Source organism: Nocardioides sp., assembly GCF_030150155.1.
Classification (GTDB): domain Bacteria; phylum Actinomycetota; class Actinomycetes; order Propionibacteriales; family Nocardioidaceae; genus Nocardioides.
Window position 1 is genome coordinate 95,218 of the sequence record NZ_JASLGR010000018.1, and the last position, 24,787, is coordinate 120,004.

Annotated in this window: 25 protein-coding genes and 1 pseudogene; 15 read left to right on the top strand and 11 right to left on the bottom strand. The window is 72.4% G+C overall.

Annotated features, from left to right (window positions below):
• Nucleotides 1–49: 49 nt before the first annotated feature.
• Genes Q1V88_RS04835 through Q1V88_RS04880 form a run of 10 tightly spaced genes read left to right on the top strand, consistent with a single transcriptional unit; the run spans nucleotide 50 to nucleotide 12,237 of the window.
• Entirely contained in the window at nucleotides 50–1,114 is a 1,065-nt protein-coding gene (locus tag Q1V88_RS04835) for an acetamidase/formamidase family protein (RefSeq protein WP_300678620.1), read from the top strand.
• Nucleotides 1,111–2,631, top strand: coding sequence for an AtzH-like domain-containing protein (locus tag Q1V88_RS04840; protein WP_300678623.1), 1,521 nt, complete (start codon nucleotides 1,111–1,113; stop codon nucleotides 2,629–2,631). The genes Q1V88_RS04835 and Q1V88_RS04840 overlap by 4 nt, the downstream gene beginning before the upstream one ends.
• A 25-nt stretch (nucleotides 2,632–2,656) precedes the next feature.
• On the top strand, nucleotides 2,657–3,154 hold the full coding sequence (gene uraD, locus Q1V88_RS04845; protein ID WP_300678625.1) for a 2-oxo-4-hydroxy-4-carboxy-5-ureidoimidazoline decarboxylase: 498 nt from the start codon (nucleotides 2,657–2,659) through the stop codon (nucleotides 3,152–3,154).
• Nucleotides 3,151–4,092 carry a factor-independent urate hydroxylase gene (gene pucL, locus Q1V88_RS04850; RefSeq protein ID WP_300678632.1) on the top strand — a complete coding sequence of 314 codons (942 nt, stop codon included), beginning with the start codon at nucleotides 3,151–3,153 and terminating at the stop codon, nucleotides 4,090–4,092. The genes uraD and pucL overlap by 4 nt, the downstream gene beginning before the upstream one ends.
• A 10-nt stretch (nucleotides 4,093–4,102) precedes the next feature.
• The gene (allB, locus tag Q1V88_RS04855) at nucleotides 4,103–5,449 is read left to right on the top strand and encodes an allantoinase AllB (RefSeq protein WP_300678634.1); all 1,347 of its coding nucleotides are present in this window, start codon (nucleotides 4,103–4,105) and stop codon (nucleotides 5,447–5,449) included.
• Entirely contained in the window at nucleotides 5,446–6,696 is a 1,251-nt protein-coding gene (locus tag Q1V88_RS04860; protein ID WP_300678675.1) for an alanine--glyoxylate aminotransferase family protein, read from the top strand. The genes allB and Q1V88_RS04860 overlap by 4 nt, the downstream gene beginning before the upstream one ends.
• Nucleotides 6,693–7,973, top strand: coding sequence for an allantoate amidohydrolase (locus Q1V88_RS04865; protein WP_300678678.1), 1,281 nt, complete (start codon nucleotides 6,693–6,695; stop codon nucleotides 7,971–7,973). The genes Q1V88_RS04860 and Q1V88_RS04865 overlap by 4 nt, the downstream gene beginning before the upstream one ends.
• A 3-nt stretch (nucleotides 7,974–7,976) precedes the next feature.
• Complete coding sequence (locus Q1V88_RS04870; RefSeq protein WP_300678680.1) at nucleotides 7,977–8,795, top strand: MurR/RpiR family transcriptional regulator; 819 nt, start codon at nucleotides 7,977–7,979, stop codon at nucleotides 8,793–8,795.
• A complete protein-coding gene (locus Q1V88_RS04875) occupies nucleotides 8,795–9,631 on the top strand; it encodes an FAD binding domain-containing protein (protein WP_300678681.1) in 837 nt (278 codons plus the stop codon). The genes Q1V88_RS04870 and Q1V88_RS04875 overlap by 1 nt, the downstream gene beginning before the upstream one ends.
• On the top strand, nucleotides 9,628–12,237 hold the full coding sequence (locus Q1V88_RS04880; RefSeq protein WP_300678683.1) for a molybdopterin cofactor-binding domain-containing protein: 2,610 nt from the start codon (nucleotides 9,628–9,630) through the stop codon (nucleotides 12,235–12,237). Before Q1V88_RS04875 ends, Q1V88_RS04880 begins: the two co-directional genes overlap by 4 nt.
• On the opposite strand, the gene Q1V88_RS04885 is transcribed toward Q1V88_RS04880, so the two are convergent.
• A complete protein-coding gene (locus Q1V88_RS04885) occupies nucleotides 12,227–12,913 on the bottom strand; it encodes a YoaK family protein (RefSeq protein ID WP_300678685.1) in 687 nt (228 codons plus the stop codon). The genes Q1V88_RS04880 and Q1V88_RS04885 overlap by 11 nt on opposite strands.
• Nucleotides 12,910–13,467, bottom strand: a complete 558-nt coding sequence (locus tag Q1V88_RS04890) for a TetR family transcriptional regulator (RefSeq protein ID WP_300678688.1) — start codon at nucleotides 13,465–13,467, stop codon at nucleotides 12,910–12,912. Before Q1V88_RS04890 ends, Q1V88_RS04885 begins: the two co-directional genes overlap by 4 nt.
• A 64-nt stretch (nucleotides 13,468–13,531) precedes the next feature.
• On the opposite strand from Q1V88_RS04890, the gene Q1V88_RS04895 reads away from it, so the two are divergent.
• Nucleotides 13,532–13,858 (top strand): SMR family transporter, encoded by a 327-nt coding sequence (locus tag Q1V88_RS04895; protein WP_300678691.1) that lies wholly within the window; start codon nucleotides 13,532–13,534, stop codon nucleotides 13,856–13,858.
• 3 nt (nucleotides 13,859–13,861) lie between these two features.
• Here Q1V88_RS04895 and Q1V88_RS04900 read toward each other — a convergent pair whose 3' ends face one another.
• Genes Q1V88_RS04900 through rnhA form a run of 3 tightly spaced genes read right to left on the bottom strand, consistent with a single transcriptional unit; the run spans nucleotide 13,862 to nucleotide 16,623 of the window.
• A complete protein-coding gene (locus tag Q1V88_RS04900; protein ID WP_300678694.1) occupies nucleotides 13,862–15,544 on the bottom strand; it encodes an FAD-binding dehydrogenase in 1,683 nt (560 codons plus the stop codon).
• A gap of 33 nt (nucleotides 15,545–15,577) precedes the next feature.
• Nucleotides 15,578–16,168 (bottom strand): GNAT family N-acetyltransferase, encoded by a 591-nt coding sequence (locus Q1V88_RS04905; RefSeq protein WP_300678697.1) that lies wholly within the window; start codon nucleotides 16,166–16,168, stop codon nucleotides 15,578–15,580.
• Nucleotides 16,165–16,623, bottom strand: a complete 459-nt coding sequence (rnhA, locus tag Q1V88_RS04910; RefSeq protein ID WP_300678700.1) for a ribonuclease HI — start codon at nucleotides 16,621–16,623, stop codon at nucleotides 16,165–16,167. Before rnhA ends, Q1V88_RS04905 begins: the two co-directional genes overlap by 4 nt.
• 23 nt (nucleotides 16,624–16,646) lie before the next feature.
• On the opposite strand from rnhA, the gene Q1V88_RS04915 reads away from it, so the two are divergent.
• Complete coding sequence (locus Q1V88_RS04915; protein ID WP_300678703.1) at nucleotides 16,647–16,988, top strand: hypothetical protein; 342 nt, start codon at nucleotides 16,647–16,649, stop codon at nucleotides 16,986–16,988.
• A complete protein-coding gene (locus Q1V88_RS04920; RefSeq protein WP_300678706.1) occupies nucleotides 16,985–18,007 on the top strand; it encodes an FUSC family protein in 1,023 nt (340 codons plus the stop codon). The genes Q1V88_RS04915 and Q1V88_RS04920 overlap by 4 nt, the downstream gene beginning before the upstream one ends.
• A 51-nt stretch (nucleotides 18,008–18,058) precedes the next feature.
• On the opposite strand, the pseudogene Q1V88_RS04925 reads toward Q1V88_RS04920, so the two are convergent.
• The 5 genes and pseudogenes from Q1V88_RS04925 to Q1V88_RS04945 all read right to left on the bottom strand — a co-directional run.
• Nucleotides 18,059–18,430 (bottom strand): annotated as a pseudogene (locus tag Q1V88_RS04925) (SRPBCC family protein); the annotation flags it as partial.
• 3 nt (nucleotides 18,431–18,433) lie between these two features.
• Nucleotides 18,434–19,438 carry a TIGR03557 family F420-dependent LLM class oxidoreductase gene (locus tag Q1V88_RS04930; protein WP_300678708.1) on the bottom strand — a complete coding sequence of 335 codons (1,005 nt, stop codon included), beginning with the start codon at nucleotides 19,436–19,438 and terminating at the stop codon, nucleotides 18,434–18,436.
• A gap of 23 nt (nucleotides 19,439–19,461) precedes the next feature.
• Nucleotides 19,462–20,241 carry an ATP-binding cassette domain-containing protein gene (locus Q1V88_RS04935; protein WP_300678711.1) on the bottom strand — a complete coding sequence of 260 codons (780 nt, stop codon included), beginning with the start codon at nucleotides 20,239–20,241 and terminating at the stop codon, nucleotides 19,462–19,464.
• Nucleotides 20,238–21,239: a putative F420-0 ABC transporter permease subunit gene (locus Q1V88_RS04940; RefSeq protein WP_300678714.1), complete on the bottom strand. Its 1,002-nt coding sequence runs from the start codon at nucleotides 21,237–21,239 to the stop codon at nucleotides 20,238–20,240. The genes Q1V88_RS04935 and Q1V88_RS04940 overlap by 4 nt, the downstream gene beginning before the upstream one ends.
• A complete protein-coding gene (locus tag Q1V88_RS04945; RefSeq protein ID WP_300678717.1) occupies nucleotides 21,236–22,231 on the bottom strand; it encodes a putative F420-0 ABC transporter substrate-binding protein in 996 nt (331 codons plus the stop codon). The genes Q1V88_RS04940 and Q1V88_RS04945 overlap by 4 nt, the downstream gene beginning before the upstream one ends.
• A 171-nt stretch (nucleotides 22,232–22,402) precedes the next feature.
• Between Q1V88_RS04945 and Q1V88_RS04950 the strand changes: the two genes are divergently transcribed.
• The gene (locus tag Q1V88_RS04950; RefSeq protein ID WP_300678720.1) at nucleotides 22,403–24,043 is read left to right on the top strand and encodes a lipase family protein; all 1,641 of its coding nucleotides are present in this window, start codon (nucleotides 22,403–22,405) and stop codon (nucleotides 24,041–24,043) included.
• A 16-nt stretch (nucleotides 24,044–24,059) separates the two neighbouring features.
• On the opposite strand, the gene Q1V88_RS04955 is transcribed toward Q1V88_RS04950, so the two are convergent.
• On the bottom strand, nucleotides 24,060–24,320 hold the full coding sequence (locus tag Q1V88_RS04955; RefSeq protein ID WP_300678723.1) for a metal-sensitive transcriptional regulator: 261 nt from the start codon (nucleotides 24,318–24,320) through the stop codon (nucleotides 24,060–24,062).
• Nucleotides 24,321–24,403: 83 nt separating this feature from the next.
• Between Q1V88_RS04955 and Q1V88_RS04960 the strand changes: the two genes are divergently transcribed.
• Entirely contained in the window at nucleotides 24,404–24,781 is a 378-nt protein-coding gene (locus tag Q1V88_RS04960) for a carboxymuconolactone decarboxylase family protein (protein WP_300678725.1), read from the top strand.
• Nucleotides 24,782–24,787 lie beyond the last annotated feature (6 nt).

Sequence of the window (24,787 nt, forward strand, 5' to 3'; positions counted from 1 at the left end):
GGGTGTCGTCTCACAAGCCTGAAACATTCGGCCCCTAGGGTCACCGACCGTGAGTGCACTGCAGCCCGGCGCCGGACCGATCACCTCGACGACGTACCTCCCCTCCGGGGTCGAGACCAGCCTGTGGGGCCGGCTCCCGTGCGCCGCTGACTCCCCGATCCTCAGCGTCGCCTCGGGCACCCGACTCACCATCGACACCCTCAGCCACGAGGGCCTCCTGGAGGACCAGGGCCGCGATCCCGAGGCCTTCTTCACCCGCCACGGCGCCACCGAGGTGCTGCGCGACGCCATCGAGCTGGCCGCCAGCGACTACCCGCGCACGTTCGGCGTCGACGGCCCGCACGTCGTCTCCCGGCCGATCGCGGTCGAGGGCGCCCGGGTCGGCGACCTGCTCGCCTTCACCGTCGAGGAGACCCTCCCCCGCGTGCCCTACGGCGTGATCAGCAACCGGCACGCCAAGGGCGCCCTGCCCGACGCCTACCCGCTGGACGACGCGCCGGTCTACAGCGCCTTCGCCTCCGTCTCCGACGACGGCCGCTTCGGGCTGCTCCCCCGCCACGAGGGCGAGGCGCCGAGCGTCAGGTTCGAGCTGGCCCCGTTCCTGGGCGTGATGGGCGTTGCCGTGCCCGGCAGCCAGCGGCCGCACTCGGTGCCGCCCGGCTCCCACGGCGGCAACATCGACATCCGGCTCCTCACCGCCGGCTCGACGCTCTACCTCCCCGTCCAGGTCGACGAGGCGCTGGCCTACGTCGGCGACCCGCACTTCGCCCAGGGCGACGGCGAGGTCAGCCTGACCGCGATGGAGGCCAGCCTGCGCGCCACCCTCTCCCTGACCGTGATCGCCCGCGAGGACGCCCTGCGCGAGTTCGGCGAGCTCACTGGCCCGCTGGCCGAGACAGCCGAGTTCCTGATCCCGACCGGGATGGACGAGGACCTCGACGAGGCGATGCGGAAGGCGGTCCGGGCAGCGATCGCCCTGATCCAGGCCCGCTTCGGGATGGATCAGCGGCTCGCCTACGCCTATCTTTCGGCGGCCACGGACTTCCGTATCAGCCAGGTCGTTGACATCGTGAAGGGCGTACACGCCACCATCAGGAAGTCGGACTTCGCATGAGCGACCCCCACGACACGCTCCAGGAGGCCTTCTGGGCGTACGAGCGCGCCCTGATGGCCAACGACCTCGCCGAGCTGGACCGACTCTTCGCCCCCGGCCCCGGCACGCTGCGCGGTGACGCCAACGGCCTCCTGGTCGGGCACGACCAGATCAGCGCCTTCCGCGGCAACCGCGCCGTCCCCGCCGACGGCAAGCCCTGGAGGCGAATCGTCCAGACCCACGTCCAGGCGATCGACGCCGACCACGCCCTGATCGTCGCCGTCACCGAGCTCGCCACCGGTGGACGCGGCCAGCAGAGCCAGCTCTGGGCCCGCCTCGACGACGGCTGGAAGGTCACCGCCGCCCACGTCTCGGTCCCCGCACCGGCCCTGGACACCCGGATCTGGCGGGTCGTCGGCGACCCGCTCGTGGCCGGTGACACCGAGGGCGACCTCGCTGGGGAGAGCGTCGCCGTCAAGGACCTGTACGCCGTCGCGGGCCAGCCCATCGGTGCCGGCAACCCCGCCTGGCTGGCTCAGGCCACCCCGGAGACCACCCACGCCTGGGCCGTGCAGCGCCTGCTCGACGAGGGCGCCGATGTACGCGGGATCGCCCGCACCGACGAGTTCGCCTACTCCCTGGCCGGCACCAACGCGCACTACAGCACCCCGCCGAATCCGCAGGCCCCCTACCGGATCAGCGGCGGCTCCTCCTCGGGCTCGGCCAGTGCGGTCAGCCTCGGCCAGGCCAGCATCGGCCTGGGCACCGACACCGGCGGCTCGATCCGGGTCCCGGCCGCCTACCAGGGCCTGTACGGCATCCGCACCAGCCACGGGGCCATCCCGGTCGACGGCCTGCTCCCGCTGGCCCCGACCTTCGACACCGTCGGCTGGATGACCCGCGACGCGGCCCTGCTCGCCAGCGTCGGCGAGGCACTGCTCCCCGGCTCGCACCGGGTGCCGAGCGCGACCCCGGCCGACCTGGTCGTCGTCGACAGCCTGCTCGACCTCGCCCAGCCCGACGTCGCCGCCGCGATCCGCGCCTGGATCGACGCCCTGCCCGCCGCACCGCGCCGCGAGCGCTGGGACGCCGACCTGGAGGCCTGGCGTCAGGTCTACGTCACCTTCCAGGCACAGCAGGCCTGGGACGTGCACGGCGCGTGGCTCGCCACCCGGCTGGACACGCTCGGTGACGACGTACGCGCACGGTTCGAGACCGCACGCGACGTCACCGACGAGGCCGCCGAAGCCGCTGCCGAGGCCGCCGACGTCGCCCGCGACGCGATCCGCGCCTTCGTCGGCGACCGGATCCTGGTGCTGCCCGCAGCCAGCTCGGTGGCGCCGCGTCCGAGCGAGGACACCCAGGCGATCCGCGAGGCCACGATGCGGCTGACCAGCATCGCCGGCCTGGGCGGTCTCCCGGCCGTCACCGTGCCGCTCACGACCGCCGAAGGGCTGCCGTGCGGGGTCTGTCTGATCGCCGCTCCGGGACGTGACAAGGACGTGTTGTCAGTCGTGAAACAACTGACACGCTTCTGAAACATCCGTTTCTTACGCTCACGATGTGAGCAGCTTCGACGACTTCAACACGGCCTCGGCGGCCGTCGCTGAGGCCCTGATCGCCCCGTGCGTGGCGATCGGTTCCTTCGCCCGCGAGGTGGTCGCCGATCGCCCGTACGCCGATCTCGGCGCGCTCCTGGAGCGCGCCCGGATCCAGGTCTCGACCTGGACCGACGCCGAGGTCGAGGGCGCTCTGGCCGACCATCCCCGGATCGGCCAGCGCCACCGGGGCGAGGGCGCCAGCGCGGCGATGAGCCACGCCGAGCAGGCCGACCTGGGCCTGGCCAGCGCCACGCTGGCCGCCCGGCTCGAGGCCGGGAACGCAGCCTACGAGGAGCGCTTCGGCCGGATCTACCTGGTCCGCGCGGCCGGGCGCACGGCCGAGGAGCTCCTGGCGCTCCTGGAGCAGCGGCTCACGAACGACCCCACCACCGAGCTCGCCGTGACGGCGAGCAACCTGGGCGAGATCGCCCTGCGACGCCTGGAAGGACTCTTCACGTGACGATCAAGGTAGGCGCCAACCAGTACGGCAAGGCCGAGGTCCGCCTGGTCAAGGTCGATCGACCGGCCGGCTACCCCAGTGCCGACGAGGCGGGCCAGGTGCACGTGCTGCACGACCTCAACGTCACCACCCAGCTGCGCGGCGACTTCGACACCGCGTTCACCGAGGGCGACAACTCCCACGTGCACGCCACCGACACCCAGAAGAACACCGTCTACGCCAAGGCCCGGGAGTGGGGCATCACCTCGGTCGAGGAGTTCCTGATCGGGCTCTCGCGCTACTGGGCCGAGCAGCCGTACGTCGACTCGACCTGGTTCAAGGCCGAGGAGTTCGCCTGGTCACGGATCGGCGAGGGCACCCTGGGCGCGGGCCACTCCTTCGCCCGGACCGGCACCGAGACCCGCACCTGCGTGGTGCAGACCTACGGCTCGGGTGAGCAGGCCGAGACCTTCGTGGTCGCCGGGCTGAGCGACCTGGTCGTGATGAAGTCCACCGGCAGCGAGTTCCACGGCTTCCCGCGCGATCGCTACACCGCCCTGGGCGAGACCGACGACCGGATCATGGCGACCTCGGTGACGGCCTGGTGGCGCTTCGCCGACGACGCCGCGGGCCAGGATCGGGACTGGAACGCCCTCTACGACGGCGTGAAGAAGGTCCTGCTCGACACCTTCGCCGACATCCACTCCCTGGCCCTGCAGCAGACCATCTACGCGATGGGAGCCGCCGTGCTGGAGGCGTTCCCCGAGATCGTCGAGCTGCGGATCTCGTGCCCGAACAAGCACCACTTCGTGGTCGACCTGGCCCCGTTCGGTCTGGAGAACCCTGGCGAGGTCTTCTACGCCGCGGACCGGTGCTACGGCCTGATCCAGACCACTGTGGTCGACGACGACCATGCCCCCCAGCCTCGGGCCTGGGCCGGCATCCCCGCCTTCGCCTGAGGTCCTCGCGATGCGCATCGATGCCGTCAGCGCCTCCCGGGTGCTCGTCGGCGACACCTTCGTCCCTGCGACCCTCCGGTTCCACCGGGGCGTGATCTCCTCGATCGAGGGGGCCGACGCCGAGGTCGAAGGCGTGGTGCTGCGCGTCCCCGAGACGGCGTACGTCGTCCCGGGGATCGTCGACACCCACGTCCACATCAACGAGCCCGGCCGCACCGACTGGGAGGGGTTCTCCTCGGCCACCGAGGCCGCTGCTCTCGGGGGCGCCACCACCCTGATCGACATGCCGCTCAACTCGATCCCGCCGACCACCACGGTGGCGGGGCTGCGGCGCAAGCAGGCCGCGGCCGCCGAGCAGCTGATGGTCGACGTCGGCTTCTGGGGCGGCGCCGTGCCCGACAACCTGGCCGACCTGGAGCCGTTGTGGGAGGCCGGGGTGTTCGGCTTCAAGTGCTTCCTCTCGCCCAGCGGCGTCGACGAGTTCCCGCCCCTGAGCACACCGCAGTTCCACCGCGCCCTGGCTGAGATCGCCCGGTTCGACGGCCGGATGATCGTGCACGCCGAGGACCCGACGGTGCTCGCCGAGGCCCCGACGCCGCCGAGCCGCGCCTACCGTGACTTCCTGGTCTCGCGCCCCGACGCGGCCGAGGTCGCCGCGATCCGGACGGTGATCCAGGGTGCCCGGGAGACCGGGGCACGGGTGCACCTGCTCCACCTGGCCAGCGCCGAGCCCCTGGACCTGATCAAGGACGCCAAGGACGAGGGCCTGCGGCTGACGGTGGAGACCTGCCCGCACTACCTGACCTTCGCCGCCGAGACGATCCCCGACGCCAGCGCCCAGTTCAAGTGCTGTCCCCCGATCCGTGACTCCGGCACGCGTGAGGCACTGTGGGCGGCGCTGCGCGAGGGGATCATCGACGTGGTGGTCTCCGACCATTCCCCGGCCACGGTCGAGGAGAAGACCCGCGGCGACGGCGACCTGCAGCAGGCCTGGGGCGGTGTCTCCGGTCTCCAGGTCGGGTTCAGCGCCGTCGCCTTCGAGGCACGACGTCGTGGCCTCGGGCTGGCCCAGGTCAGCCGCTGGATGAGCCGCACCACCGCCGACCTGGTCGGTCTGTCCCATAAGGGCCGGATCGAGGTCGGGGCCGACGCCGACCTGGCGATCTACGACACCGGGGTGGAGCTGCGGATCGACGTAGCCCGGCTGGCCCACAAGAACCCGATCTCCGCCTACGACGGCCTCCGCCTCGGTGGCCGTGTGACCCGCTCGATCGTGCGCGGCAACGCCCTCGACGTCGAGCACCCCGACTGGAGCTGGGGCACCCAGCTCCGCCGACCCGATGAGGTGAGCGCATGACCGATCCGACCCACCGGTCCCCCTTGCAGGTCCCGCCGCGGCTGCTGATGGGGCCGGGGCCGATCACCGTGGACCCCCGGGTGCTGCAGGCGATGAGCCTGCAGCTGGTGGGTCAGTTCGACCCGTTCATGACCGACACCATGACCGAGACGATGGCGCTGTACCGCACCGTCTTCGACACCGCCCACGAGCAGACCTTCCTGGTCGACGGCACCTCCCGGGCCGGGATCGAGGCGGCCCTGGTCTCCCTGATCGAGCCGGGGATGCGGGTGCTGGTGCCGATCTTCGGTCGCTTCGGCCACCTCCTGGTCGAGATCGCCACCCGCTGCCGTGCCGAGGTGCACACCGTGGAGGTCCCGTGGGGCGAGGTGGTCGACCCCGCGCTGATCGAGACGGCGGTGGCCCGGGTCCGCCCCGACCTGATCGCGATCGTCCAGGGCGACACCTCGACCACGATGTGCCAGCCGCTGGCCGACCTGGGCCGGATCGCCCACGACGCCGGGGCGCTGCTCTACGTCGATGCCACCGCCTCCATCGGCGGCAACGAGTTCCACACCGACGCCTGGGGCATCGACGTGGCCACTGCCGGGCTGCAGAAGTGCCTCGGCGGTCCGTCCGGCTCGGCTCCGATCACGATCAGCCCGGCCGCCGCAGAGCGGATCAACGCCCGCAAGCAGGTCGAGGCCGGTGTCCGCACCGCCGACGACGACACCGCCGAAGGTCGCCGCACCCGTCCGGTGATCGCGTCGAACTACTTCGATCTGGCGCAGATCATGGACTATTGGGGCCCCCGTCGCCTCAACCACCACACCGAGGCCACCTCGATGCTGTACGCCGCCCACGCGGCCGCCAGCCTGCTGGTCGAAGAGGGGGTCGACGCCGCCGTCGCACGACACACTCTGCACGGTGAGGCGATGCTCGCCGGGGTCACCGGCCTGGGGCTGGACACCTTCGGCGACTTGGCGCACAAGATGACCAACGTCGTCGCGGTCCGGATCCCCGACGCGCTCGGGTCCTCCGGTGGCGACCGGGTCCGCACCGCGATGCTCGACGACTTCGGGATCGAGATCGGCACCTCCTTCGGTCCCCTACACGGCAAGGTCTGGCGGATCGGGACGATGGGCTACAACGCACGCAAGGACGCCGTGCTGACCACCCTCGCCGCCCTCGGTCAGGTGCTGCGCGCCGAGGGCGTGACCCTGGCCGCCGACGGCGGTGTGCGCGCTGCCGAGGAGGTCTACCAGTGACCGCCATCGACACCGGTGCCATCGACGCTGCCGAGGTGTTGGCGCGCTGCGCCGCCCTCGACGCCTTCACCGCCCACCCCGGGCTGCTGGAGCGGACCTACCTGACCCCCGAGCACGCGGCAGCCAACGCCCAGACGGCGCAGTGGATGGCCGAGGCCGGACTGGCGCCGTGGGTCGACGCCGCCGGCAACCAGTGGGGCCGCCGCGAGGGCCCCGTGCCCGGCGGCCCGGCTCTGGTGCTGGGCAGTCACCTCGACACCGTCCCCGACGCCGGCTCCTACGACGGGATGCTCGGCGTGATGCTGGCCATCGCCGTCGCCGAGCGGCTGCGTGGCACGGCGCTGCCGTTCGCGCTCGAGGTGGTCGGCTTCTCCGACGAGGAGGGCGCACGGTTCGGCAAGGCGCTGCTCGGCTCGCAGTCGGTCGCCGGACGCTGGGACCCCGCCTGGTGGGAGCAGACCGACGCAGCCGGGATCACCCTGCGCCAGGCGTTCCTCGACTTCGGCCTGGACCCCGACCGGATCGCCGACGCGGCCCGGAGCCCGGAGTCGATCGTGGCCTACCTGGAGGCCCACATCGAGCAGGGCCCGCTGCTGGAGGCCGCCGACCGCTCGCTGGGCTACGTCACCACCATCGCCGGGGCCCGGCGCTTCGTGCTGTCGATCCTCGGCGAGGCCCGGCACGCCGGCGGGACGCCGTACCCGCGACGCAAGGACGCCCTGGTGGGCGCCTCGGAGGCGATCGTGGCGATCGAACGGCTGGCCAGGGCCAGCGAGTGCATCGCCACCGTCGGCAAGATCGAGGCCCACCCCGGAGCGGTCAACGTGATCGCCGGCCGGGCTGACTTCACCCTCGACCTGCGGGCGGCCACCGACGCCGAGCGCGACACCATGTTCGACACGATCGTGGCCCAGATCGGTGCCGAGTGCGAGGCGCGCGGCCTCGGCTTCGCGTACGTCGAGACGCACGCTGCCACCGCGGCACCGTGCGCCCCGTGGCTCCAGCAGGCGGTGATCGACGGGATCGGTGCCACCGACGACCGCGACAGCCACACCCCGATGGGGATCTGGTCGCGGGCCGGCCACGACGCGATGGCGATCGCCGAGGTCGCCGACATCGGGATGCTCTTCGTGCGCTGCTTCGACGGGATCAGCCACCACCCGGGTGAGTCGGTGCGCGAGATCGACGTCGCCCGGGCCCTCGACGCCTTGGAGGCCGCCGTGCTCGCCGTCGCCGAGACCTGGCCCCCACGCACCGGCACCCCCGGACAGGGCTGAGCGATGCGTCTGGACGAGCGGATCGCGCGGGCCCACGCCGAGCTCTCCCCCCAGGAGCGGCGGGCGGCCGACACCCTGATGGCGAACCTGGACGACCTGGCGACCTACCGCGCCTCCGAGCTCGCCGAGCTGGCCGGGGTGTCGAAGGCGACCATGTCGCGGCTCTTCCGCTCCCTCGGCTTCGCCGACTTCGAGGAGGTCCGCGAGCACGTCCGCACGCTGCGCAGCGCCGGCCTCCCCCAGCGCGTCGACGGCGTCCCCGATCTGGAGACGCTCACCGCCACCCAGGCGGCTCACGTCGCCGCAGCGATCACCCAGCCCGGGGTCGCCACCGCGGTGGCCTGGCTGGCCGAGGCCGACGAGGTCGTGATCCTCGGCTGGCGGGGCAGCCACTCGGTCGCCCTCAACCTGCGCCACCACCTGATCCAGGCCCGCGGTGCGGTCACCGTCGGTCCGGTGCCGGGCCAGTCCATCGGCGAGGACCTCGCCTCGCTGGGTCCCGGCTCGGTGCTGCTGGTGGTCGGCATCCGGCGTCGCCCGCGGATCTTCGGTGACCTGCTGGTCCGGGCCCGCGCCACCGGCGCCCGGGTGATCCTGATCGCCGATCCGACCGTGACCGGTCACGTCGGCCACCTCGCCCAGGTCGACCTCTGGCTGGAGTGCCAGGTGGAGACCAGCCTGGCGTTCGACTCCTACGCCGCCGCGGCCGCACTGGCCAGCGTGCTGGCCGACGGAGTGCTCTCGGCCCGCGGGGCCGCCGCCCACGAGCGGGTCTCGCGGATCGCGGGCGCCTACGACGAGATCGGGGAGGTGGAGGAGTAGTGGACCTGGCCTGGGTGGACTCCTGGCGCACCCCGCGCGACCGCACCGGTCTGGGGCTGGCCGCCGGGGAACGGCTGGTCGCCGGTGGCACCTGGCTCTTCTCCGAGCCGCAGCCCTCGGTCAGCGGGCTGGTCGACCTGACCGCACTGAACTGGCCCGCCGCCGAGCCGCTGCCCGACGGTGGGCTGCGGATCGCGGCGACCTGCACCATCGCGCAGGTGCAGACCGCGCCGTGGCCGACCCCGATCGCGGCCCTGGTGCGCGAGTGCGCCGACGCGTTCCTGATGTCGTTCAAGATCCAGGGTGCCGCCACCGTCGGCGGCAACCTGTGCCTGGCCCTGCCCGCCGGAGCGATGATCTCGCTCTTCTCCGGCCTCGGCGCCGAGGCGGTGATCTGGACCCCGGAGGGGGGCGAGCGGCGCGAGCCGGTCGCCGACCTCGTCCAGGGGGTGCTGACCACGTCGCTGGCCCCCGGTGAGGTGCTGCGGGCGGTCGAGGTCGCCGGACCTGCCCTCGCGGATCGGTACGCCATGCGGCGGGTCTCGCTGACGACGTACGGGCGCTCGGCGGCGCTCGTGATCGCCCGTCGCACCCCGACCACCGTGCTGCTGACCGTGACCGCCTCCACCCCGGCACCTCGGGTGCTCGACCTCGGCCCGGATCCCACACCGGAGGCCGTCCGCGCCGCCCTGGAGACCATCCAGCACTGGTACGACGACGTGCACGGTGCCCCGGACTGGCGCCGCGCCACCACCGAGACCCTCGCGGTCGAGGCGGTCGCAGCGGTCACAACCGTCACCGACGTCACCACCGGCACGAGCAAGGAGTCCCGATGAAGCTCAACGGCCGCCAGGTCGACGCGATCCCCGCCCCCGGACAGTGCCTGCGCACGTTCCTGCGCGCCCAGGGCGACCTCGCCCCGAAGAAGGGCTGCGACGCGGGCGACTGCGGCGCGTGCTCGGTCCTGCTCGACGGCCGCGCGGTGCACTCGTGCATCACCCCGGCGATGCGGGCGATCGACGCCGAGGTCACCACGGCCTCCGGCCTGGGCACCCCGGACGCCCTCAGTGCCCGGCAGCGCAACTTCGTCGAGGCAGCCGGCTTCCAGTGCGGCTTCTGCACCGCCGGGTACGTCGTCACCGCGACCGCCCTCGACGCCGCACCGCGCGAGGAGGAGGCCGAACGCTCGTTCAAGGGCAACCTGTGCCGCTGTACCGGCTATCGCTCGATCAAGGACGCGCTCGCGGGACGCTGCACCGTGACCCCGACGGGAGACCCCGCGGAGACCGCGGGCGGCTTCGGGCGCTCCATCGGCGCCCCGGCCGCCAAGCGGATCGTGTGCGGGGCCGAGCCGTACACCCTCGACCTGCCCGACACCGGCGTGCTGCACGTGAAGCTGGTCCGTGCTCCGCACGCCAGCGCGGTGATCACCGCGATCGACACCCGTGCTGCCGAGGCGCTGCCCGGAGTGGTCGCGGTGCTGACCCCGGCCGACGACCTCGGCGTGCTCTACTCCACGGGGCGCCACGACAACCGGCTGGACGACCCCGACGACACCCGGCTCTTCGACGAGGTGGTCCGCTTCCACGGCCAGCGGGTGGCGGCCGTCATCGCCGAGTCGGTCGCGATCGCGGAGCGGGCCGCGGCGCTGGTCGAGGTCACCTACGAGCTGCGGCCGGCGGTCTTCGACCCCGAGGAGGCCCGCCGTCCCGGAGCACCGCTGCTGCACGGTGACAAGGACGCCGCGACCAGCCGGATCAGCGAGCCGGAACGGAACGTGGTGGCCAGCAACCACGGCGAGATCGGCGACGTCACCGCGGCACTGGCCAGCGCCACCCACCGGGTCAGCGGCAGCTGGCAGACCGCCCGGATCAGCCACGTCTCCCTGGAGACCCACGGGGCGCGGGCGTGGATCGAGCCCGACGGCACCCTGGTGGTGCGCTCCTCGACCCAGGTGCCGTTCCTGGTCCGTGACGAGCTGGCCCACATCCTGGGCCGCGACCCCGCCACGATCCGGGTGATCGCCGCCCGGGTCGGCGGCGGCTTCGGCGGCAAGCAGGAGCTGCTGGTCGAGGACGTCGTGGCCGTGGCGACCCTGCGCCTGGGCCGCCCGGTGCAGCTGGAGATGACCCGGGAGGAGCAGTTCACCGCGATCCCGGTGCGGCACCCGATGCGGGTCGCGGTCGAGCTGGGTGCCGATGCCGACGGCGTGCTGAGCGCGATCTCGATCGACGTACTGTCCGACACCGGCGCCTACGGCAACCACGCTGTCGGGGTGTTGTTCCACGCCACCCACGAGTCGGTGGCGCTCTACCGAGTCGCCAACAAGCGGGTCGATGCCGAGGTGGTCTACACCAACAACCTGCCCTCGGGGGCGTTCCGCGGCTACGGCCTGGGCCAGGTGCAGTTCGCCGTCGAGTCGGCGATGGACGACCTGGCCCGCGAGGTCGGGATCTCGCCGTGGGAGCTGCGCCGGCGCAACGTGGTCGTCCCCGGCGACGACATCGTCGCCAGCCACTCCCCCGACACCGACGTGGTCTTCGGCTCCTACGGCCTGGGCCAGTGCCTGGACCTGACCGAGACCGCGCTGGCCGAGTCCCGCGGGCCGCTTCCCGAGCGGTACGCCGGCTGGCGGGTCGGTGAGGGCATGGCGGCGACCATGATCGCGACGATGCCGCCCCGCGGGCACTACTCCCACGCCCGGGTGACGCTGTTCCCCGACGGGACGGCCGAGGTTGCTGTGGGCACCGCGGAGTTCGGCAACGGCACCGCGACCGTGCACGTCCAGATCGTCGCCGAGGAGCTGGGCATCGCCCCGAGCCGCGTGCGGCTGGTGGTCTCCGACACCCACACCAGCGGCTACGACACCGGTGCGTTCGGCTCGGCCGGATCGGTGGTCGCCGGGGTCGCGGTGCACCGTGCCGCGATGGAGGTCACCCGGCTGCGCGCCACCGCCTCCCCGACCGAGCCGATCACCGCCACCGGCACCCACGACGGCTCGCTGCGCTCCCTGGCCTGGAACGTGCACGCCTTCCGGGTCGCCGTCGATCCGGCGACCGGGGAGATCGCGATCCTGGACAGCGTCCAGGCCGTCGACGCGGGCCGGGTGATCAACCCCGAGCAGCTCACCGGCCAGGTCGAGGGCGGCACCGCCCAGGCGCTGGGCACGGCCCTGCAGGAGGAGATCGTGCTGCGCGAGGGTGTCGTGCTGACCCGGACGCTGCGCAACTACCGGCTGCCGCAGATGGGGCACCTGCCGCGGACCCGGGTGCTCTTCGCCGACACCTACGACACCACCGGTGCCCGGGGTGCGAAGTCGATGAGCGAGGCGCCGTACAACCCGGTCGCCCCGGCGCTGGCCAACGCCGTCCGGGACGCGATCGGGCGCCGTCCCTACGAGCTCCCGATGAGCCGGGACCGGGTCTGGCGGCTCATGCAGTGAGGCGTCGGTGCCACTCGCCGACAGCGGTGGCACCGGCGATCAGCACCCCGGCGAGCAGCAACGCCAGCCCGAGGTGGGCCTTGAGCAGTGCGGCACCGACCAGGGCGCCGAGCAGGATCAGCGCGACCGCGGCGAAGCGCCGACCCGAGCCGCCGCCCTTGCCCGACCCGAACCGGGAGTCGGCGGCCAGACCGGTCAGGGTCGAGGTGACCACGACGGTGGTGACGTCCTTGACCGCGATGTGGCGGGCCGCGGCGGCCTGCATCCCCATCGCGACGGCGGCGATCGTGGTGATGGTGACCTCCAGCGGCTTGACCGGCCGGTCGCCGTCGATCAGCAGGGTGATCCCGAGCGCGAGCATGAGGACGGCGACCACCCCGAAGATCCCGGTGCAGATCGGGCTCCAGGCAGCACCGGAGCGGCGCAACGCCCGACCACCGAGGGCGGCTCCGACCATGAAGCCGACCAGGGCGAGCGCCGGGCCGACCACCGGAAGGCCGTTGCCACCCACGACGGCCATGCCGAGCACGACCACGTTGCCGGTCATGTTGCCGGTGAACACCTTGTCCAGTCCGAGGTAGCCGACTGCGTCGTTGATCCCGGTGGTGAAGGTCAGCACCAGCATCAGCCACAGGTGCATGGTGGGGGCGGAGACCGCCTTGAGTCGCTCAGTCACCGCTGCACTGTAGCGAGGGTTTCAGCGGCCTCGGCGAGGTCGTGCACGCCCTGTGTTAATTCCTCGGAAACTTCGGTGGGCAGGTCCAGATAGAAGCCGAGCAGGGCCGAGTCGACCAGCGTCGTGACCCGGGCGGCACGCTCGGCCGGGGCGCCGCAGCGGACGACGTACCGGCTCAGGGCATCGTCCCAGCGCTGGTTCACCTCGCGCGCGATCGAACGGTACGGCTCCGAGCCGATCAGTCCGGTGGCCGCGGCCTGGAGGTAGACCGAGAGGCAGCCCGACAGCGGCGGCTGCTGGTAGGCCTCCCACAGTGCCCGCACCCCGGCGGCGACCCCGTCGACGGCGGGCAGCGCCTCCAGGGCGTCGATCGAGCGCTCCTCCGTCCGTGTCAGTACGGCGGACACCAGGCCGTCACGGGAGCCGAAGTGGTACATCAGCATCCGGTCGCTGGTCCCGATCGCGGCGGCGACCGGGCGCAGGGTCAGGCCGATCAGGCCCTCGGCCACGACGTGGTCCGTGGCCCGGTCGAGCAGATCCTCGCGACGCGTCATGGGGCGAGTGTAGCGAGTGCTACAGTTGCTCCGTTGTAGCGAGCGCTACACCTGGAGGATCGACATGTACGCAGGACTCTTGCTCGCCGGAGCCATCGCCGTGGAGGTGATGGCCAGCCTCGCCCTGCCCAAGGCCAAGGGGTTCACCGACCCGCTGTGGAGCCTGCTCGTGGTCGCCGGCTACGCAGGCGCGATCTACCTGCTCACCGTGGTGGTCAAGGACATCCCGGTCTCGGTCGCCTACGCGATCTGGGCCGGTGCGGGCACCGCCGCCACCGCCGTGCTGGCAGCGATCTTCCTCGACGAGACCCTGGACTGGATCAAGGTCGTCTCGATCATGCTGATCATCGGCGGCGTGGTCGGTCTCAACCTCAGCGGCACCCACGCCTGAGCATCACAGGTCCGCGGCTGCCCCCCTGCCCGCAGCGCGACCGCTGAACAGGCACCCGCCGAGGAAGGTGCCCTCCAGTGCGTTGTAGCCCATCATCCCGCCGCCGCCGAAGCCGCTGACCTCGCCGGCCGCGTAGAGCCCCGGCAGCGGCGTGCCGTCACTGGTCAGGCAGCGTCCCGCCAGGTCGGTCTCCAGGCCGCCGAGGGTCTTACGCGAGAGCAGGTGCAGCTTCACCGCGATCAGCGGGCCGTGCTCGGGGTCGAGGATCCGGTGCGGCTTGGCCGCCCGGCTGAGCTTGTCGCCGCGGTAGTGCCGGCCGGCGTACAGCGCCGTGACCTGAGCGTCCTTGGCGAACGGGTTGGCGATCTGCCGGTCGCGGGCCTCAAGGATCTGGCGCAGCCGGTGCTCGTCGAGCTGCGGACCGGTCGGCTCGACGTCGGCGAGCCGGTTCATCCCGGCGACCAGGTCGGCGAGCGTGTCGGCGACGACGAAGTCCTCGCCGTGCTCCATGAAGGCGTGCACCGGGTCGGGTCCCTTGCGGGCCCGCTCAAGGACGCCCTTGACCGACCTCCCGGTCATATCGGGGTTCTGCTCCGAGCCCGAGAGCGCGAACTCCTTGTCGATGATCGACTTGGTCAGCACGAACCACGAGTAGTCGTGGCCGGTGCGGCGCAGGTGCTTGAGGGTGCCGAGGGTGTCGAAGCCGGGGAAGAACGGTGCCGGCAGCCGCTCACCGGTGGCGTCGAGCCAGATGCTCGACGGACCGGGCAGGATCCGGATGCCGTGGTCGCCCCAGATCGGGTCCCAGTTGCGAATGCCCTCGACGTAGTGCCACATCCGGTCGCGGTTGATCACCCGGGCGCCGGTCGCCTCGGTGATCGTGATCATCCGGCCGTCGACGTGCGCCGGGACGCCGCGCACCATGCTCTTGGGCGGCTTGCCGAGCCGCTCGGGCCAGCTCTTGCGGACCAGGTCGAGGTTGCCGCCGATGCCGCCGCTGGTGACCACGATGGCCTGGGCGCGCAGCTCGAACTCGCCGACCTCGACCCGGCTGGACTCCTGCCCGCGGGCGATCCCACTGGGCTCCAGCACCGCACCGCGTACGCCGACCGCCGCACCACCCTCGATCACGACCTCGTCGACCCGGTGCCGGAAGGCGAACCTGATCCGCCCGCCCGCGACATGCTCGCGCACCCGCCGCTCGAACGGGTCCACGATGCCGGGGCCGGTCCCCCACGTGATGTGGAAGCGCGGCACGGAGTTGCCGTGCCCCTCGGCCCGACCGTCACCCCGCTCGGCCCACCCGACGATCGGGAAGACCCGGTGCCCCATCTCGCGCAGCCAGGCCCGCTTCTCCTCGTGCGCGAAGTGCACGTACGCCTCGGCCCAGCGCCGCGGCCACAGGTCGTCCTCGCGGTCGAACTGGGCACTGCCCCTCCAGTCCTGCAACGCCAGGTCGACCGAGTCGTGGATCCCCATCCGGCGCTGCTCGGGACTGTCGACGAAGAAGAGCCCGCCCAGGCTCCAGAACGCCTGCCCGCCGAGCGCCTGCTCAGGCTCCTGGTCCACCAGCAGCACCCGCTTGCCGGCGTCGGCCGCCTCGGCGGCGGCCACCAGGCCGGCCAGTCCGTGGCCGACGACGATGATGTCGGCGATCTCAGCACTACGACTCTGCGGGGCGCTCATGACCCGAGCCTACGGCTCCATACCGTCGGAATGTCAGGTGTTCGTCGAGATCCAGTAGCGCCGCTTGTCGGCCACGTCGCCGTCGTACTCGCCACCGGCACGCTCGATCGTGCGGGCCGAGGCGACGTTGTCGTGCCGGCAGGTGAGCAGCGTCTGCTCGATGCCGAGCGTGGCCGCGTGCGCGAGCAGGAGGCGCAGCGCGCGCCCGGCGTGGCCCTGTCGCCGGGCCGAGGGCCGGATCGCGTAGCCGATGTGGCCGCCCTCGGTGCGCAGGAAGTCGGTGTCGAGCCGGTGGCGTACGGCGCCGAAGCCGAGCACCACCGTGGGCAGGCTCGGATCGATGATCCAGAAGGAGTCGCACGGCACCAGCCCGTCGGGCAGGACACCCGCGGGGTCGGCCTCCTGGCGCCCCGCGGCGAGCACCGCGTCGAGGCTGGGCAGGTCGGCGTCGAACCCCTCGACCCGCCAGGCCGGGCTGCCGTGCAGCGCGAACGCCAGCGGCTCCCCCGTCGCCACCACGTCGGACTCGAACTCCCGCACGCAGTCCAGCCAGGACTCGGCCAGGGCCAGGTCCGGGGCGATCAGTGCGGTGCGGTCGGCCTGCGTCGGTCCGGCAGCGCTCACCGCGCGCCCGGGTTCATCGCCTGGGCCATCCCGCGGGTGGCGAGCTGGTCGGCCAGCTCGTTGTCGGCGATCCCGGCATGGCCCTTGACCCAGAACCACTCCACGGTGTGCCGCTCGCAGGCCGCCTCCAGGCGCTGCCACAGGTCGACGTTCTTCACCGGCTGCTTCGAGGCGGTCTTCCAGCCGTTGCGCTTCCAGCCCGCCAGCCACGACGTGATGCCGTTCCGGACGTAGGAGGAGTCGGTGTAGATGTGCACCTCGACGGCCCGGTTGAGGGTCTCCAGCGCCATGATCGGGGCGGTCAGCTCCATCCGGTTGTTCGTCGTCGTCTCGGACTCGCCGCCGCACATCTCGCGCACGTGGTCGCCGTACCGCAGCACCGCACCCCATCCACCCGGACCCGGATTCGGCGTGCAACCGCCGTCGGTGTGGATGATGACGCGCTGTTCAGACATGAGGTCCAGCCTAGAGTTTTCTCATGGCCCGCTCCTCATCCCTGTGGTCGCTGCGCTCACGCAACTCGATCCTGTCGATCTGCTCGGCCGACTCGGTCCTCTCGATCGGGTCGAGCGGGTCGTTCGCCTCCCTCGGCTCGGTGGCCTCCTTCGCCTCGATGGGGTCGGTGGGCTCGGCGATGTCGCAGTTCTCGATCGGCTCCTTCCAGTCCCGGGGCGCGTTGCTCTCGGCCCAGTCCGACGGCGCGGTGACGTCGTGGCGGACCCGTGGACGGCGTACCGGCGTGATCACCGTCGCATCTGCGGCGGGTGTCGTCGTGGGGGCGGCGCTGTGGTGGGTCGTGGGCGAGAAGATCAGCAGGTGAGCCGATCGTTCGGGGACCTGCCCCCCACCACCCAACGCCTGCTGAACGTCGGCCCGCACAACGGCGCCCACCGGATCGCCGGGCGTGCGATGGTCTCGATCGCGGTGCCGCTGCTCACGCTGTGGGCGACCGATCACATCTCCTGGACGATCTACGCCGCGTTCGGTGCCTTCACCTCCCTCTACGGTCGTACGACGGTCGGCCGCGCGCGTCTGCAGCTGCAGGTCTCCTCCGGCGCCCTGATCACCGCCTCGGTCCTGATCGGAGTCCTGGTCGGGATGAGCCCGGCGCGGACCTGGCTGGCCATCCCGATCGTCGCCGCCATCGCCGCGGTCGGTGCGGCGATCTCGACCGCGCAGCGCCAGCACCCGCCCGGTCCGCTCTTCCTGGTCTTCGCCAGTGCCGCCTGCGCCACGATCCCGTCCACGCCCAGCGACCTGGTGCCGGCGTTCGCGGTCAGCGCCGGCGCGGTGGCCGTCTCGGTAGTGGTCGGCTCGGCCGGCTGGTGGCTGCGCTCGCTGCGCGGGTGGAGCGACCCGACCCGGTTCGAGGCCTGGGACTTCTCCTCGATCCCCTACCGGCACGTGGTGCGCTGCGGCCTGGCCTGCCTGATCGCCGGCACCCTGGCCACCGCGGTCGGGATCGGTCACCCGTACTGGGCGATGGTCTCAGCGGTGGTGCCCCTGGTCGTCCCCGACATCGGCGTCCAGCTCGAACGCGGCATCCTGCGCATCGTCGGCACCGTCGGCGGTGTGCTGGTCGCGGCCTTCCTGCTCGACCTCGGCCTGCCCACCCTCGGCCTGGTCTGCTGCATCATCGCGACCCAGACCATCGGCGAGCTCCTGGTGGGCCGCAACTACGCCCTGGGCCTGCTCGCGATCACCCCGACCGCGCTGCTGATGGTCTCCCTGGCGCACCCCTCCCCGATCCACGAGCTGGTCGTGGACCGCACCGTGGAGACGATCATCGGTGTCGCCGTCGGCGTCGCCACCGGTCGTCTGGCGGTCCGCCGCGGCTGAGGCCAGCCCGCGCAGGCAGCTGCGCATCATCGCCCGGTGGTTCCAGGCCAGCACCGGACGCAGCAGCACCGACGCCACCCCCAGCGCACCCCGGGCCCGCACCTCCTGACGGAACGCCAACCGGGTCCGACCCGGTGCCGTCTCGGTCAGGGTGAAGCGGGCGAAGCCGTCCAGGTCACCGCCGAGGGTGACCTCCAGGACCGGGAGGTCGCGGGCCGAGGCGTGCGCGACCAGGTCGAGGGAGTACGGCAGCACCGAGCGGCACACCAGCCAGGCGGTCTCCTGGTCGAGCCGGGCCACGGCCCGGACCTCGGGCCACCAGCGCGGGTAGGCGGCGAGGTCGAGCAGCACCGCGGCGACGGCGGGCACCGGCGCATCGACCTCCCAGGTGGAGGTGAAGGTGTAGCGCGCCCGGTCCGCCATCCCTCACCCCCGGGGCGATCCGATCCGGGGCAGCACGTGGTCGGCGTACGTCGACAGGAACGCTGCCTGGTTGAGGCCGACGTTGTGCACGAAGACGCGGTCGTAGCCCTGGTCGAGGTGTCCCTGGATGGCGGCGGCGTGGACGGCCGGGTCGGCGCTGACCACCAGGCGGCCGTCGAGGTCCTCGGGTCGCACCAGCCGGGCGATCTGCTCGATCATCTGCGGTGAGCGCAGGTCGCCGCGGGCGAAGCGCATCGCACCGATCGGGTAGTGCGTCACCGCCTGGGCCAGCGCCTCGTCGTCGGTCGGGGCCCAGGAGACGTTGAGGTGCAGCCAGGCGGGCATCGCGGCGGCGTCCTTGCCGGCCTCGGCGGCTCCGGCCCGGAACCGCTCCAGCACGGTGCCGGCCTGGTCGTAGGAGACACCGACGGCGAGCAGGCCGTCGGCGGTGCGCCCGGCGCGCCGGGCGGTGACCGGTCCCCCGGTCGCCACCAGCACCGCCGGCGCGGTGGCCGGCATCGTCCAGAGCCGGCTGGTCTCCAGGGTGAAGTGGTCCCCGGCGAAGCGGGTGTCGCGGCCGGCGGCGGAGGCGGCGAAGAGCCGCTTGATCAGGTCGACGGCCTCGAACAGCCGGGCGATCCGCTCCGGCGGCTCGGGCCAGTAGCCGCCGGTGACGTGCTCGTGCAGCGCCTCCCCCGCACTGAGCGAGAGCCAGGCGCGGCCGGGGTTCATCGCCCCCAGGGTGGCGACGGCCTGGGCGATCGCGGCCGGGTGCATCCGGCCACCCGCGGTGGCCATCCCGGGCCCGACGTCACCGCCGGTGCGCTCGGCGATGGCGGCCAGGACGGGCCAGACCGCGGGGGCCTGCCCGAGGCTGGGCAGCCAGGGCTGGAACAGGTCGGCGGCCAGGGTTCCGACGAACCCTGCCTGCTCGGCCAGCACCGCCAGCTCGACCGCGTCACGCGGGGCGAGCCGGTCGACGGCTGCCACGTATCCGACGCTCGTCACGGGCGCCATCGTAGGGCGTTCACCTACGCGTACGCGATCAGCGGCCGTCCGGTGCGGGGGTGGCTCAGGACGTCCACCTCGACACCGTACGTCGTCCCGATCAGCTCTCGGGTCAGGACCGTCTCGGGGCTGCCGGCCGCCCGCACCACCCCGTCGGCCAGGACGACCACCTGGTCGCAGAACGACGCGGCGAGGTTGAGGTCGTGCAGCGCCGCGACCACGGTGATCCCGTCGGCGGCGAGCTCGCGCACCAGGGTCAGGGTCTGCAGCTGGGCGGCGATGTCGAGGTGGTTGGTGGGCTCGTCGAGGAACAGCACCTGCGGCTCCTGGGCCAGGGCGCGGGCGAGGTGGACGCGTTGGGCCTCACCGCCCGAGAGCGAGCCGAGCTCGCGCTCGGCGAAGGCGTCGACCCCGGCGCGCTTCATCGCGGTCTCGACGGCGTCGTCCTGCCCGGTCGCTCCGGCGAGGCCGTCGAAGCCCCACAGCGAGCGGTGCGGGGTGCGGCCCAGGTCGACGGCCTGGCGAACCGTGACGCCGATGTCGGCGCGGGCGTCCTGCTCGACCAGGGCGAGCAGCCGGGCACGGCGGCGCCGTGGCATCGCCAACACGTCCTCGCCGCCGAACAGGACGGTGCCGGTAGCGGGCAGCAGGCCGGCCAGGCCGCGGAGCAGGGTCGACTTGCCGGCGCCGTTGGGGCCGACCAGGGCGGTGACGGTGCCGGGCTCGGCGCTGAGCGAGGCCGCGTCGACGATCCGGCGCCCGGCTCGCTCGACGGTGAGGTCGACGACGTGGAGACCTCTCATGCGCGTCCTCGGTTCCTGATCAGGACGGCGACGAAGACCGGGGCGCCGACCAGCACGGTGATGATCCCGACAGGGAGCTCGCGGGGCTCGAAGAGGGTCCGGGCGCCGGTGTCGACCCAGATCATGAAGACGGCACCGATCACCGCCGACAGCGGCAGCAGCAGACGGTGGCGCGAGCCGACCAGCAGCCGGACCGCGTTGGGCAGCACCAGGCCGACGAAGCCGATCGACCCCGAGACCGAGACCATCGACCCGGTCAGCAGGGCCGTGCCGCCGAGCAGCACCCAGCGCGCCGCGGAGACCGGCACACCGAGCCCGGCCGCAGCGGAGTCGCCGAACGCGAAGGCGTCCAGGATCCGGCCCGAGGCCAGCAGCGGCAGTCCGACCACGGCGAAGGCGCCCCACGAGATCGCCGCCGAGGACCAGTCCGCGCCGCCCAGCGAGCCCAGCAGCCAGTTGAGGATCTGGCGGTAGGAGTCGCCGTGGGACTCCGAGAAGATCACCAGCGAGGTCAGCGAGCCGACGAACGAGGAGACCGCCAGACCGGCCAGCACCGTCCGGGTCGGGGTGATCGCGCCGAGTGAGCGGGCCAGCGCCAGCGTCGCGGCCAGGGCGGCCATCGCCCCGACGAAGGCCGCGACCGGGAGCAGCACCGACAGGCCGGCGAGCAGCACCAGCACGGCGCCGAGGCTGGCCCCGGAGGAGAGCCCGAGCAGGTACGGGTCGGCGAGCGGGTTGCGGGTCAGGGCCTGCATCACCACCCCCGACAGCGCCAGGCCGGCCCCGACCGCAGCGGCGGTGAGCACTCGCGGTAGCCGCAACTGCCACACGATGCCGTCGCGGATCAGGCTCAGGTCGCTGTGCCCGATCCCGAGGTGGGACGCGATCGAGCCCCACACCTCGGTGACGCTCAGGTCGGCCGCCCCGAAGGTCACCGCGGTGACGATCGAGGCGGCCAATGCGAGCAGGGCGAGCCCGACCCAGCCGAGCTGCCTCACTGCGCGAGCAGGCCCATCGAGCCGAGGTCGTCGGAGATCGTCTGCGCGGCCGAGACCGACCGGACGCCGGCCTCGGCGGCCGGGAACGGGATCACCAGGAAGCGGTGCTTCTTGACCGCGGTCAGGGCGGCGGTGGCGGGGTTGGACTCCAGGGTCTTGATCTTGGCTGTGGCCGGGTTCCAGGTGGCGTCGACCAGCACGATCACGTCCGGGTCGGAGGCCACGATCGCCTCCCAGCCCATCGAGGTCCAGGTCGCCTTCTGGTCCGCGGCGACGTTGGTCAGGCCGACCGCGTCGAGCACCATCTGGGGTGCGCCGATGCCGCCGCCGACGTACGGGGTGTCATCGCCCGAGGACCACCACAGTGCGGTGGTGCCGGCCTTGGCCTTCGCGACCTTGGCCAGCGCAGCGCGCTGCTCGGCGACCAGGGCGGTCGCCGCCTTCTCCGCGCCGAGCACCTGGCCGGCCTGCTCGAACTGGGAGAAGAGCAGGTCGAAGGTCATCTTCTTCGGCTGGTAGGCCGGCTCCTGACAGGCCGCCGGCGAGACGTACGTCGCCACGCCGAGCTTCGCCAGCGTCGCCCGGTCACCGGCGGTGTCGGCACTGAAGTTCGACTCCCAGCCGCCGAAGACCAGGTCGGGCTCCTTGGCCAGCACGACCTCCTTGCTGGGGGCCTGGTCCGAAAGCACCGGCACGTTCGCGACCTGGTCGGCCCACTGCGTGGGCACCGGGCCGTCGGCGAACGCGGTGCCGACCAGCTTGGATCCCAGGCCAAGGGCGAGCGCCAGCTCGGTCGAGGTGGACTTGATCGTGACGATCCGCTGCGGGTCGGTGCCGAGCGTGACCGTCGTACCGCAGTTGTCGACGGTTCCGGCCGAGGCGGCCGAAGCCGACGGCGACCCGGAGGCGCCGGTGGTGTCGGAGGATCCGCAGGCCGCCAGGGCCAGCGACCCGGCGAGCAGGGCGGGGATCAGGGCGGGGGTGAGCTTCATGGGTTCTCCAGAGGTGTCGGGGCAGCACAGACCGCGCACACCCGAGGCGGGCTGCGCTGGTGATCGCACCTCCCCAAGTCCGGGAACGCACACATCGGCCCAAGTGACGGCCGACGGATCAGCCGAACCCTAGCGTGCCGCTGCGGGCCGGCGGCATGGGATCCTACGCAGATGACGCACAGCGGCCCGGTCACCGCCCGCTGGCTGACCCGGGGTGCGGGTGCCTGCGCGATCGTGCTGGGTGCCCTGCTCCTGTTCCGTCCGGTCTCCTCACTCGCCCTGATCGTGCTGATCACCGTCGGCGGACTGCTGGCGCTGGCGGTCGGCGAGTTCACCGGCGAGCACGACCACCCACGCTGGGCACGGGCCAGGGCGGTAGCGTGGCTGGGCGCGGCGCTCGTGCTGGTGGCGTGGCCCGACGTCGGGGTCCGGGGCCTGGCGATCATGGTCGGGCTGAGCCTGGTGGTCGACGGGGCGATCGGCCTGGTCGCCGAGCGCCGCTACCTGACCGGGCTCGCCTCGGTGATCCTCGGTGCGCTGGCGCTGGGCTGGCCAGACGTCACCCTGATCGTGCTTTCGGCACTCTTCGCGATCCGGCTGCTGCGCTTCGGTCTGAGCCAGTTCATCACGGTGCCCTCGACCCGCTGGTGGTCGAAGGTCAAGCCTGGACTGGCCCTGGGCGGTGCCCTGGTGCTGCTGCTGATCAGCCTGACGTTCAATGCCGACAAGCCGCACCCCGACGCGTTCTACGACGCTCCGGCCCCGGTGCCGTCCGCCGCCGGGGTGCTGCTCCGCTCCGAGCCGTTCACCCGGCAGGTGCCGGCCGGGGCGCGCGCCTGGCGGATCCTCTACACGACCACGCGCGCCGACGGCGTCCCCGCCGTGGCCAGCGCGATCGTGCTGGTCCCCGAGGCGGCCTCGGCCGCCCCGCGCCCCGTGGTCGCCTGGGCGCACGGCACCACCGGCTATGCCCGGGGCTGTGCGCCGTCGCTGCTCTCGGACCCGTTCGAGGCGGGCGCGACCCCGGCGCTGAGCCAGGTGGTGAGGAACGGCTGGGCGATGGTCGCGACCGACTACGTGGGGCTGGGCACCGCCGGTCCGCACCCGTACCTGATCGGCCAGGGCGAGGGGCGCTCGGTGCTCGACGCGGTGAAGGCGGCCCACGATCTGCCCGGCGTCTCGCTCTCGCAGCGGACCGCGATCTGGGGCCACTCCCAGGGCGGTCATGCGGCCCTGTGGGCGGGGCAGCTCGCGCCGACGTACGCCCCCGACCTCGACCTGGTCGGGGTGGCGGCGCTGGCGCCGGCCAGTGACCTGACCGGGCTGGTCGCGAACCTGACGACGGTGCGGATCAGCTCGGTGTTCGCGTCCTACGTGCTCCAGGCCTATGCCGACACCTATCCCGACGTCTCGTTCGACCACTACGTCAGGGCCACGGCGCGGATCCCGATCAGGGAGATGGCGACCCGCTGCCTGGACGAGCCGGAGGTCTTCGTCTCGGCACTGTCGGCGCTGCTGTTCGGCTCCTCGCCGTGGTCGCGCGACCCGGCCTCGGGCGCCCTGGGACGCCGCCTGGCGGAGAACACTCCGGTGGGCACGATCACGGCCCCGCTGCTGATCGCTCAGGGCGAGGCCGACACCCTGGTTCGGCCGTCGATGCAGCAGACGTACGTCGAGGGCCGCCGCGCTCGGGGCGGGGCGGTGGACTACCGCACGTACCCGGGCCAGGACCACATCGGCCTGGTCGACGACCGGTCGCCGCTGATCGCGGACCTGCTGGCCTGGACGACGGCGCGGTTCGGCTCCTCCTGAGCGCTCAGGCCTGGTCTCAGGCCAGGGCGAGGAAGAGCTTCTCCAGCTTCTGCGCGTCCACGCTCTCCCGCCCACCCTCGACCAGGCACTGCTCCAGGCCGGTGGCGACCAGAGCGTAGGCGCCCCGGTTGATCGCCTTGTTGACCGCGGCGAGCTGCATCAGCGCAGCCTCGCACTCGGCCCCCTCCTCCAGCATCCGGATGACGGAGGCGAGGTGTCCGTTGGCCTTCTTCAGGCGGGTGATCGTGGCCTTGATCTCGGCGGGCTCGAGCTGCATGCCACCAATAGTAACCCCCTAGGGGGATGTGTTACGGTCGAAACATATCCCCCCAGGGGGTTCCTTCGTCTTGAGAGGCAGCCATGACCGACCACTCCCCGCACGGCACCGAGGTGCTGCGCGAGCTCACGCCCCTGCACCGCAACCTGCGCCGTGCGATCCCCGACGTCTACCGCGGGTTCGGCGAGCTCTCGGGCGCTGCCTTCGCCGACGGAGCCCTGGACCGCAGGACCAAGGAGCTGATCGCCTTCGCGATCGGCGTCGTCGAGGGCTGCGACGGCTGCATCGCCTCGCACGGCCAGTCGGCCGCACGCGCCGGTGCCACCCGCCAGGAGGCCGCCGAGGCCATCGGCGTGACGTTCCTGATGCACGGCGGCCCCGCCACCATCCACGGTGCCCGCGCGTACGACGCCTTCTGCGAGTTCGCCGACGCCGTCGAGGCCCACGAGCAGGAGGCCTGAGCCATG